This window comes from Leucothrix pacifica (assembly GCF_003172875.1).
Lineage (GTDB): Bacteria > Pseudomonadota > Gammaproteobacteria > Thiotrichales > Thiotrichaceae > Leucothrix > Leucothrix pacifica.
This window is the reverse complement of record NZ_QGKM01000069.1, coordinates 57,584-67,963: the sequence shown is the minus strand read 5'-3', so window position 1 is coordinate 67,963 and position 10,380 is coordinate 57,584. Positions and strand designations below refer to the sequence as shown.

Genomic DNA, 10,380 nt, shown 5'->3' with positions numbered 1-10,380 from the left:
ATTATTCTATGTTTTGAATCTGTTCCCGCATTTGCTCAATTAATACTTTTAAGTCCATGGAGTGGCGAGTGGTTTCCGCATCATTCGACTTTGACCCCAACGTGTTGGCCTCCCGGTTAAGCTCCTGCATAAGGAAGTCCAGACGACGCCCGACCGCTTTACCACTCCCTAAAATCTGGCGCAGTTCCGCGATGTGTGCCACCAGCCGATCCAATTCCTCACTGACATCTAAACGCTGCGCCTGAATAGCCAGCTCCTGCTCCAATCGCTGAGGATCAAACTCAAGGTCCAGCCCCTCAATGCGCTGCATCAATCGCTCTCTCGCCCCGTCAACAACGACCTCACGGCGTGCGGTCACCGCTGTCACAATGGTTTCTATCTGATCACAACGTTGCTCAATAAACCCAACCAAGCGCACACCTTCCCGGCCACGAGCATCAACCAAATCGTTAAGTGTGTCTTTTAATAAGCTGATCGCATCACTGAATAAATCTTCGAAATCAGTTGCTTTAGGTTTAACAACACCCGGCCAATTCAGGATTTCAGCAACTGATAATGAATTGGCATCCGTAGTCAGCTCTTTGACTTGCTGCTGAGCTTCTAACAGCACCTTCACTAAGCTAGTGTCTACATTTAATGCTGCTGCCTGTTGCGCGCCTTCAATTTCAAATCGCAAAGTGGCATCAACTTTTCCGCGTGACAACAAACTCCGAATAACTTCTTTATACTCGTTTTCCTGACTGCGAAATCCTTCCGGCAGGCGTAATGTGCTCTCCAGATAGCGGTGGTTCACCGTACGAATTTCCCACGTTAAAGCACCATTTTTGCCTACACAATCACCTCGTGCGAATGCCGTCATACTTCTAATCATGTCAAAGCCTCATCATTGGAATGGTGATCCACTCGTTGGCCTTTGACGTATGTACGCAGTAGTTTCCCGTTAAATTCCCAACCCTCAAACGGGCTATTTTTACCGTGGCTATACATAGCAGCCGGATCAAATATCCACTGCAGCAAAGGATCATAAATCAGAAAGTCAGCATCGCTGCCTACAGACAAACGTCCATGAGGCCGGTTAATAATATCGGCAGCATTAGACGTCACACTAGTGATGGCCTCCTGAAGGGTCAATGCCCCCTCATCCACTAATTTCATGGTCAAGGGCAATAGGGATTCTAACGCGGAAATACCCGGACTGGATTCCTGAAACGGCGCTAACTTGGCATCGATATCATGTGGCTGATGATCAGAACAAATCGCATCAATCACCCCCTCACGAACAGCTTGCCTCAACGCATCACGATCCGCTTCACTTCGCAGAGGTGGAAGTGTGTGACACAGTGGGTTGTAATCAACGATATCCTGCTCACTCAGATGAAGCTGGTGCGCTGCCACATCCGCGGTAACCGACAAGCCACGTGCCTTGGCTTGACGAATCATATCCGCACCTGCCGCACTGGAAAGCCTGCAAAAATGAACATCCACTTTTGTCTGCTCGGCCATCAATAAAATTTGCGACAAAGCAACCGTTTCAGCGGCAACCGGTATACCCGGCAGACCCACACGCGTCGCTATCGCACCGTCATGGACACAGCCTTTACCGGCCAAACCATGCTCTAATGGCTGTATAAATAATTTAATCCCGCAAGTCTGCGCATACTCCATGGCTTTGCGCATAATATCGAGGCTTTCAAACTCATGATGTCCCTGACTGACCGCCACACACCCTGCTTTTTTAAGCCCAGCCATATTACTCAGTTGCTCTCCGCCCAAGCCCGCAGTCAAACTGCCAACAACCTCAAACCAGACTTTCCCACTATGCGAGGCCTTCTCTTGAATGAGTGTCACCTCAGCAGTTGTGTCGGTAATTTTAGCTGACTCCGGCATACAACAAAGTCGGGTAATACCAGCGTTTGCAGCCGCTATAGACTCCGATTCAACTGTCGCAACACGCTCTTGATTTCGCACATAAGCACCTAAATCAACCAACCCCGGCAACATCCATTTACCTGTTGCATCCAGCACCGACATCCCATCAGTTGCGGTGATTTCAGCATCAATTTGCGCAACTTTACCGTCAGTAACTAACACATCACAGACTTTATTCAAATCACTGGCCGGATCTACTACCCGTGCTTGTTTAATCAATAATTGTGTCATTAACCCTGCCCCTTAGACTGTGAATCCACCACCATCGACATCACTGCCATACGAACAGCGATACCATTGGTGACCTGTTGCATAATCACCGATTGCGGTCCATCAGCAACTGAGGATTCAATCTCTACCCCACGGTTAACCGGCCCGGGATGCATCACAATGGCATCTGGTTTTGCCAACTTCAGGCGCTTTTCAGTTAAACCATACAGAGAGAAGTATTCTTTTTCTGATGGCAGCATCGCACCTTGCATACGTTCTTTTTGCAAGCGCAACATCACCACCACATCGGCATCACGAAGACCTTCGTCTAGAGAACTAAACACTTTCACGTTCATTTGCTCAATTCCGGCGGGCATCAAGGTTCCCGGTGCGATCAATCTGATTTCTTTAGCGCCTAATGTATTGAGCGCATGAATTTGTGAGCGCGCTACCCGTGAGTGACGGATATCACCTGTGATTGCGACGGTCAGTGCTGAGAAATCCGGCTTATGTTGACGAATCGTCAGCATATCCAGCATTGCCTGCGTAGGGTGTGCATGATAACCATCACCCGCGTTCAACACGCTAATATGCGGTGCGCAGTAACGGGCGATAAAATGCGGTGCACTGCTGTGATGATGACGCACCACAAACACATCACAGTTCATGGCTTCCAAGTTGCGTATGGTATCCAACAGACTTTCGCCTTTAGAGGCTGATGAACTACGGATATCCAAATTCACGATATCAGCGGAGAGACGTTGAGCGGCCAGCTCAAAGGTGATACGAGTGCGGGTGGAGTTTTCAAAGAACAAATTCATCACGGTCTTACCACGCAACAGTGGAAACTTGTTCTGTGCTTTACTTGGTAAGGTGACGAATTGCTCTGCTCTATCAAGGATTTCGGTGAGTAATTCCTTTGATAAGCCTTCTGTCGTTAAAAAGTGCTTCAACTTGCCATCGGAGGTCAGCTGAAGTGATGCCGGCAAGGGACCGGGAACCAAATTTGCCTTAATGCTGCTCACGTTGAATTATACTCATTGCGAGTTGATCCGGCCCTGAGACTTGCAGGTATTGATCCGGCCCAAGCTCATGTTTTACACCTACCACCTGAGCCTCAATGGGTAACTCACGATGGCAACGATCAATTAAAACCACCAGCGTGATACTTGCCGGACGACCATAATCGAATAATTCATTCATTGCCGCCCTGATGGTGCGGCCGGTGTATAATACATCATCGACCAAGATGATGTGACGATCTTCGACACTCAATGGCATCAATGAAGGCTTCATTTGTGCACTTAAGCCATTACTGGAAAAATCATCCCGATAAAACCCACTATTCAGTTCACCCAAGGTATCTTCGATAGCCATCGCCTCATGCAACCGTTGTGCGACTAATACACCACCTGAGTGAATACCCACCATCATGGGATTACTAATATTGGCGGCTTTTATATGTGCTTCCAGATCTGATTGCATTTTTAACAACAGAGCATCAACACGCTTATTATCGTATTCCATAAGAACTGACATTCCAGAGATTAATTCAAGGGATTATTTATTGGTTTTGGTACCAATTTTCAAAAATTATCACGGCGGATATTTGATCCACTTCTTCTTTTTTCACCTTACGCTTACGGCCAGCCTGGCGCACTTCCTTCAAGCGTCGCCCTGCTTCAATTGAGGTAAACTGCTCATTCGCCTGAGCCACTGGCAGATTGTATCGGCCATTTAATTGATTGCAGAATTTCTCAATAGGGGCGGTTAGCGGGGTATCTTGACCATCGAGTTGCTTTGGCATACCAACCACTAATTGGGAAGGTGCCCACTGCTCTATCAGACGGGAAATACCATCCCAATTCGGTTTATTGTTGATACTTTGCAGAGTCTCGACGGCTGACGCTGTCCCTACAATCGTATTCCCCACAGCAACACCCGTTCGCTGTAAACCAAAATCAAACACCATGACCGTCGACATGACTTATGCATGCCCCACAGTGGGACTAATCAAATTAACATCAACACCAAGAATTTCCGCAGCACTGGTCCAGCGCTTGTCGTAGGGCGTATCAAATAAAATACGGGCATTCGCCGGGCAAGTTAACCAGGCATTCTGGCGAAGCTCATCTTCAACCTGACCGGGAGACCAACTGGCACAACCTAGCGCCAATAAGAAATTATCCGGTCCCTCACCTGCTGCAATATCATCAAGAATATCGCGTGATGAGGTGACTGATAACTCATCGCTAACCTGAAGTGTGCCTTCCCACGAGCGTGCCGTATCATGCAGGACGAAGCCTTGGCTCGGCTGAACCGGGCCACCGCTTAACGCTGAGTAATCTAATAAGGACTGTTCAACCGAAGCGATTTCCAATTGTTTAAACAAGTCACCCACGGTTACATCAATAGGACGATTAATGACTACCCCAAAACAGCCCTCATCGGTATGCTCGCAGATCAGAGTCACGGTATGAGAAAAGCTCGGGTCATCCATTGCCGGCATAGCAATCAGAAGTTGATTACGCAAATTTGAGGATGTCAGTTGCATATCAGGTCAGGACACTCACAAGGTTAATTTGTGTAGAAAGCCGCCCTGCCATTCTCTTTATGAAATACAATTGAACGAGTGATGTTAAGGCGATCGTATTTTTTGCGGATTTCGGACGGTAATGGCTCATACGGTGCGGCTAACTTCACAATTCGCAGCGCAGCCTTGTCCAATATCCTACTACCTGATGATACATCAATCTGCATCTCAACAACACGCCCCGCCCGGTCAAGTGTTGCATTAAGGATCAATGTCCCGCTCAAACTTAAGCGAATCGCCTCATCAGGAAAGTTGATATTACCAATGCGCTCTAATTTCTTTGCCCAATCTTTAATATAACGCGCCTCAACTGCACTCTTAGCACTGATCGAATCCACAAAGTGAATACGAGGGCGCCGGGCATATTTCTGTTCTTCTTTATTCATTTCCGCCATTAGCATGGCGATCTTTTCTGCCTTTTCAGACACTTCTGTTTTAACAACGCGAGTCTCTTTAACCTCTTCCTCCTGCACCTCTTTTTTGACCGTCTTACTGGTCTTACCTTTGGTGGTTAACACCTGAGGCTTAGGCTTCGGAACAACCGTTGGAGCAGCCTCTTCGCTACTGAAGGTTTTATCACCATTCTCGTCATTGGGTGTTTCTGAGGCCGAACGACTGGTGATCTTTTGTTTTTTATCCAGCGTACCGCTGCCCTGCTGGTTTGACTCAGCAATAAAGTCAGCATCCTTTGGCGCAAAGTCAGAGTGGGAATTCACCAAGGTGATATCCAGCAACGTACTTTTTCTCACTGCATTGGGCTCAGGAGTCATAAAGCCTGTGGCAAAAATCAATACCCCATGCAAAAAGATCGCAACAGGAAACGTCGTGAACAGTGGGTTCTTCTGGGCTTTATCTGAAAAAATCGTGGACATAATCCGACTCGCTACTGACTGTTGTTTTTATTTTAAGTCTTGAATATAACTAGTAGGGTATCCCCATCAACCCCAGCAGTCAACTTACAACAACGAGGCTGACAGTAAGATTAATAGAGCGGCTGATCTGACTCTTGTGTGGTTTTAAACAGACGCATCAGCCACATATATTGAAGTGGTTCGCGTTCGATGAGTGATTCAAATGCCTGGTTCATTACTGAGGCATCCTTTTCTGCATTGGCGCACGGATAAGACTCAGGCATGCTTTGCACATGTAAATTGTACCTTTTACTAGCCTGATCAAAAGCCACGAAACCGGCGAAAACCTCGGCTTTGCCCAACTTAGTAAGTCGGGCCGGTGTTGTGAGTGTCGCTTTTTGCCTTCCAAAAAACGGGGCAAATACACCATTCTCCAACCCCAAATCCTCATCCGGCAAGAAGATCATCACTTTTTTAGACTGTATCGCTTTGACCAAAGGCCGCAAACCATCCTCACGTGACACCACAAAATCTACAAAGCGACAGCGACTTCTCGCAATCATCCAATCCAACACCGGGTTCTTAGATTTTTTATAGGAACCAAAACTGTGCAAGTCTTCGAGCGACAAAGCAACCGCCGCAAATTCCAACATAACGCTATGTGTTAGCAACAAAATGATAGCCTTATCATTTTCAGCTGCTTTCAATAATGAGTCACCACCGCTAATACCGACCAATTTTTTAAGCCGCCGCTTAGGAGCAAAAAAGAATACGGTGTAATCCACCAACCCCTTACCATACCAATGCAAATGCTGCCGAACCTTTTCATTCAATGCCGCATCGCTAACTTCAGGGTACACTTGCCGAAGGTTGGCTCCCGCGTATTTACGGCGTTTAGGGCTGTTTTTATACAGGTATTCACCAATAGAAACACCCAAACGATGCCTTAGTGACTGAGGTAGCACACTCAAAACAGTGGCAACTCCAACGCCCAACCAAGACAACCAATACTTTGGGTAAAGTAGATCACGGGTGAATGGCAAGCCTTTCTGATTCACTATTTTGTCTGACGCAACCGACACTTAGAGTTTAGCGCCTTTAGCCTTTGCCAGTGTCTGCGCTTGCTTGTTACGTGCTTCATCTGCCAACTCACTCCAGTCCGGACTCACCTCTGGCCAGCCTTGCGAATGTTGCTGAATTAAATCTGCCAGCACCTGCACATGCTCCGGATCATTATTCAAAGCCGGAATATAACGGTAAGACTCACCTCCAGCCTCTTTAAACACCTCGCAGTTTTCGACAGCTATCTCCTCCAGCGTCTCCAAACAATCTGCCGGAAAACCAGGACAAACCACATCAATACTCTTAAGACCCTCTCCTGCTAACTTTTCCAGTGTCTTGTCTGTGTATGGCTTCAACCATTCTGCCCGACCAAATCGTGACTGGAATGTGACAAGCCACTCCCCTTCTTTAAGGCCCAACTTTTCTGCCAGCAGACGCCCCGTTTTATGACATTGGCAATGGTATGGGTCGCCTAGTTCAAGATTGCGCCTAGGCAACCCATGAAAAGACATCATTAGCTTTTCCTGTTTGCCATGTTTAGCCCAGTGCGCCTCAATACTTTGCGCTAATGCATCAATGTATCGTTGGTTATCGTGATATTGATTAATAAAACGAATTTCCGGCAACCAACGCCAGCGTTTCATTTCCTGACTGACTGCGTCATAACTTGTTGCAGTGGTAGTCGCTGAATATTGCGGATACAGCGGCAGCACTAATAATCTTCTTGCACCTTTCGCTCGCAGCGCTCTTAGTCCGGCCAAAATCGATGGATTGCCATAACGCATGGCAAGTTCCACATGAACGGGCCCATTAAATCTAACTGACATTTCATGCTGCAATGATTGTTGAATATTTTTACTATGAACGAGTAATGGTGAGCCCTCGTCAGTCCAGACCGATGCATAAAGTTTTGCACTGGCGGCCGGACGGCGACGCAAAATGATGCCATTTAAGATAAACCACCAGATTACGCGTGGAATTTCCACCACCCTTCCGTCAGATAAAAACTGCTTAAGGTATTTTCTGACCGACGGAGTAGTTGGTTCATCTGGTGTTCCGAGATTTACCAACAAAACACCTACACTTTCGGCTTTTCCATGAAAAAACTGCTCATCATGACTGTATCGACTCATCACTTTTACCTATCTGTAAGGTTAGAATTCTGTGGCACACGGACCCAATATGGCGCGCCGAAGGATAGCATAGTAACTAATGTTTTCGGTAAATCACTATTTTATACCTTGATTTATTCAATCGCGCATTTTTAGGCTAGCAATTAATTAACAGCTGTCTATAATTGACAACCCTTGCAATAAAAATAGTTGGGTTTAAATATGGCCAGAGTTACGGTCGAAGACTGTCTAAAGCACGTAGAGAGCAACTATGCACTCGTCCTTCAGGCATCGAAACGCGCACGCGCAATCGCCAATGGTGCAGAGCCATTAGTAGAGCGGGATAATGACAAACCAACCGTCATTGCTCTACGCGAAATTGCAGATGATGTAGCCGCTGAATCGCAGGTAAATCCTGAGCTGGAACAGCAGAGCCATCAAGACGCGTTCGAAATCAACATCGAAGCTTAGTACCATGACTGCGGCTAGCGCAGCTCCGGCTTTCGTATCCACAGATTTATATCGCATCGTTCAGCGATACCAAACGCCTGAGGATATTGAAACCACGCAAAGCGCTTACGAATTTGCCGCTAAAGCCCATGCAGATGTTCGCCGGAAGTCTGGCGAACTCTATATACACCATCCTCTGGAAGTCGCCCGCATTCTTGCGGACTTGCACATGGACGTTGATACGCTATGTGCTGCCCTGCTCCACGACGTCATAGAAGACACTGAATATTCCAAAGAATACATCACGGAGCACTTCGGGCTAGTTGTTGCCGAACTCGTTGATGGCGTTACTAAGCTAGCAGGCAATCACTTCACATCTCGCACAGAAGCTGCTGAAGCAAGCTTCCAGAAGATGATGATCGCAATGACTCAGGACTACCGGGTCGTACTTATAAAGCTAGCAGACCGTCTGCATAATATGCGTACACTTGGCTCAATGCCTGCTGAGAAAAAGCGTCGTATTGCTAACGAGACACTACAGATACATGCTCCTCTTGCCCGCAAAATGGGCATAAACATGCTTCGCAAAGAACTTCAAACGCTGTGCTTAATGCATCTACATCCTTGGCGATATGAAATTCTACGTAAATCTGCTGCTGCCAACATTAGCCATAACAGAACCACCTACGACCGAATCCTAAACGACATCACTGAAGCTCTACGCTCCCAGCAAGTCGAAAGTTCGGTTTTTTTGTGGGAGAAGAATCTATACCGTATCTATGAGGACGCACAAAAGTTTAAGTCCAACAAATACCTGAGCAATGAGTCTGACGGTATTGAGATTCGCGTATTGGTCGACAAAACACCTGAGTGCTATCTAGCGCTTGGTGCAGTACATCAACTCTACAGCCCTAAAACCGGCAAGTTTAAGGACTTCATAGCAGCGCGTAAGGCATACGGCTATCAGGCACTTCAAACTGAGCTAATCACCTACGAGCGTCAACTACTCAAGGTTGAAATACAAACCAAGCAGATGTATCAGGTCTCTCAGTACGGTGTGACGTCGCACTTCCGCTACCCCAACTCAATGACAGCAACCGACTTTTCGAAGACCTATTTGGATCGCTGGATCAAGCAGGTTGCTGACATTAACAAAGCGAATGGTAGCCCTTCCGAGTTCATGGAGGACATCACATCTGATCTGTTTCTTCAGGATATTCAGGTCTATACGCCACGAGGAGATATCCGCACCCTGCCGAGAGGTTCAACGCCTATCGACTTTGCCTATGAGATCCATACCGATCTGGGTAATAGCTGCTCTTATGCCGTCGTGGACAATCGAAGAGCTCCACTAAGCACACCACTTAAGAACGGTGCGACCGTACGTATTTACAAAGGCGAAAATGCACGACCACAACCTAACTGGCTAAATTTCGTCGCAACAGGTAAGGCCAGAGCGGCAATCAGACACTGGATAAACAATCGTAAAGATGGTGAGTTTATTGCATTAGGAAAGAAACTGCTTAATGAAGCACTGATGCCATACCATGCTGATATCAGCACAATACAACCAGATCAACTCAAAGGCACCCTAAGCACGTTAAAACTCAAAGATGCTGACGATCTTTATAGCCACATTGCACAAGGCGACCATTGCGCGAAATTACTCGCACGGCGGCTAGTCGACGAGGACAGCCTACTCAAAGTCAGCGAGGATGATGCCGACCAGCCCATTCCGATTAAAGGTACGGAGGGATTAGCGGTTGAGTTACAATCATGCTGTTACCCAATCCCCGGTGACATCATTGTTGCACAACTTGAAAAAGGTCACGGCTTAGCCATACACCGCGCTGATTGCAAAAACCTTGATAAATCCGATACACGACCTTTGAAAATCTCCTGGTCTAAACATCAGGATCAAACTTACCCTGCGGCCCTATCTATTGAAGCCAGCAATCGGGTAGGTGCACTTTCTAGTGTTAGCAATACGCTGCATAACCTGGAAATTAACACAGAAGAAATGCACATAAGCGGCGATAACGATACAAAAACATTTTTCCTGGTTATTGAAGTTCTCGACACTGAACATTTACGGAATGTTGCCAAAAAACTTCAGGAACTGGATTTAGTGCTAGCCGTAACCAGACCACACTGATCATCTTTTATATCAACA

The 10,380-nt window shown here is 46.9% G+C and carries 11 protein-coding genes; 2 read left to right on the top strand and 9 right to left on the bottom strand.

Translation table 11 applies throughout. The features are described 5' to 3' along the window. Position 1: 1 nt before the first annotated feature. The 9 genes from DKW60_RS18510 to hemH form a co-directional block, all read right to left on the bottom strand. The gene (locus tag DKW60_RS18510) at positions 2-871 is read right to left on the bottom strand and encodes a YicC/YloC family endoribonuclease (protein ID WP_109839148.1); all 870 of its coding nucleotides are present in this window, start codon (positions 869-871) and stop codon (positions 2-4) included. Next, positions 868-2,160, bottom strand: coding sequence for a dihydroorotase (locus DKW60_RS18505; protein WP_109839147.1), 1,293 nt, complete (start codon positions 2,158-2,160; stop codon positions 868-870). Before DKW60_RS18505 ends, DKW60_RS18510 begins: the two co-directional genes overlap by 4 nt. After that, a complete protein-coding gene (locus DKW60_RS18500; protein WP_425451367.1) occupies positions 2,160-3,164 on the bottom strand; it encodes an aspartate carbamoyltransferase catalytic subunit in 1,005 nt (334 codons plus the stop codon). Before DKW60_RS18500 ends, DKW60_RS18505 begins: the two co-directional genes overlap by 1 nt. Then, positions 3,151-3,666: a bifunctional pyr operon transcriptional regulator/uracil phosphoribosyltransferase PyrR gene (pyrR, locus tag DKW60_RS18495; RefSeq protein WP_109839146.1), complete on the bottom strand. Its 516-nt coding sequence runs from the start codon at positions 3,664-3,666 to the stop codon at positions 3,151-3,153. The genes DKW60_RS18500 and pyrR overlap by 14 nt, the downstream gene beginning before the upstream one ends. A 37-nt stretch (positions 3,667-3,703) precedes the next feature. Continuing rightward, on the bottom strand, positions 3,704-4,123 hold the full coding sequence (gene ruvX, locus DKW60_RS18490) for a Holliday junction resolvase RuvX (protein WP_109839145.1): 420 nt from the start codon (positions 4,121-4,123) through the stop codon (positions 3,704-3,706). Between the two features lie 3 nt (positions 4,124-4,126). Then, positions 4,127-4,693 (bottom strand): YqgE/AlgH family protein, encoded by a 567-nt coding sequence (locus tag DKW60_RS18485; protein WP_109839144.1) that lies wholly within the window; start codon positions 4,691-4,693, stop codon positions 4,127-4,129. A 23-nt stretch (positions 4,694-4,716) separates the two neighbouring features. After that, on the bottom strand, positions 4,717-5,604 hold the full coding sequence (locus DKW60_RS18480) for an energy transducer TonB (RefSeq protein ID WP_109839143.1): 888 nt from the start codon (positions 5,602-5,604) through the stop codon (positions 4,717-4,719). Between the two features lie 110 nt (positions 5,605-5,714). Further along, entirely contained in the window at positions 5,715-6,665 is a 951-nt protein-coding gene (locus DKW60_RS18475; RefSeq protein ID WP_109839142.1) for a lysophospholipid acyltransferase family protein, read from the bottom strand. After that, on the bottom strand, positions 6,666-7,778 hold the full coding sequence (gene hemH / locus DKW60_RS18470; RefSeq protein WP_109839141.1) for a ferrochelatase: 1,113 nt from the start codon (positions 7,776-7,778) through the stop codon (positions 6,666-6,668). A gap of 201 nt (positions 7,779-7,979) precedes the next feature. On the opposite strand from hemH, the gene rpoZ reads away from it, so the two are divergent. Together rpoZ and DKW60_RS18460 are read left to right on the top strand one after the other, a co-directional pair. Further along, a complete protein-coding gene (rpoZ, locus tag DKW60_RS18465) occupies positions 7,980-8,228 on the top strand; it encodes a DNA-directed RNA polymerase subunit omega (RefSeq protein ID WP_109839140.1) in 249 nt (82 codons plus the stop codon). A 4-nt stretch (positions 8,229-8,232) separates the two neighbouring features. Continuing rightward, positions 8,233-10,362 carry a RelA/SpoT family protein gene (locus tag DKW60_RS18460; protein ID WP_109839139.1) on the top strand — a complete coding sequence of 710 codons (2,130 nt, stop codon included), beginning with the start codon at positions 8,233-8,235 and terminating at the stop codon, positions 10,360-10,362. Positions 10,363-10,380 lie beyond the last annotated feature (18 nt).

Coding starts and splice junctions, on each gene's coding strand:
- ruvX (WP_109839145.1), bottom strand. CDS start 4,123: ATGTCGACGGTCATGGTGTTTGATTTTGGTTTACAGCGAACGGGTGTT.
- rpoZ (WP_109839140.1), top strand. CDS start 7,980: ATGGCCAGAGTTACGGTCGAAGACTGTCTAAAGCACGTAGAGAGCAAC.
- DKW60_RS18510 (WP_109839148.1), bottom strand. CDS start 871: ATGATTAGAAGTATGACGGCATTCGCACGAGGTGATTGTGTAGGCAAA.
- DKW60_RS18460 (WP_109839139.1), top strand. CDS start 8,233: ATGACTGCGGCTAGCGCAGCTCCGGCTTTCGTATCCACAGATTTATAT.
- pyrR (WP_109839146.1), bottom strand. CDS start 3,666: ATGGAATACGATAATAAGCGTGTTGATGCTCTGTTGTTAAAAATGCAA.
- DKW60_RS18485 (WP_109839144.1), bottom strand. CDS start 4,693: ATGCAACTGACATCCTCAAATTTGCGTAATCAACTTCTGATTGCTATG.
- DKW60_RS18480 (WP_109839143.1), bottom strand. CDS start 5,604: ATGTCCACGATTTTTTCAGATAAAGCCCAGAAGAACCCACTGTTCACG.
- hemH (WP_109839141.1), bottom strand. CDS start 7,778: ATGAGTCGATACAGTCATGATGAGCAGTTTTTTCATGGAAAAGCCGAA.
- DKW60_RS18505 (WP_109839147.1), bottom strand. CDS start 2,160: ATGACACAATTATTGATTAAACAAGCACGGGTAGTAGATCCGGCCAGT.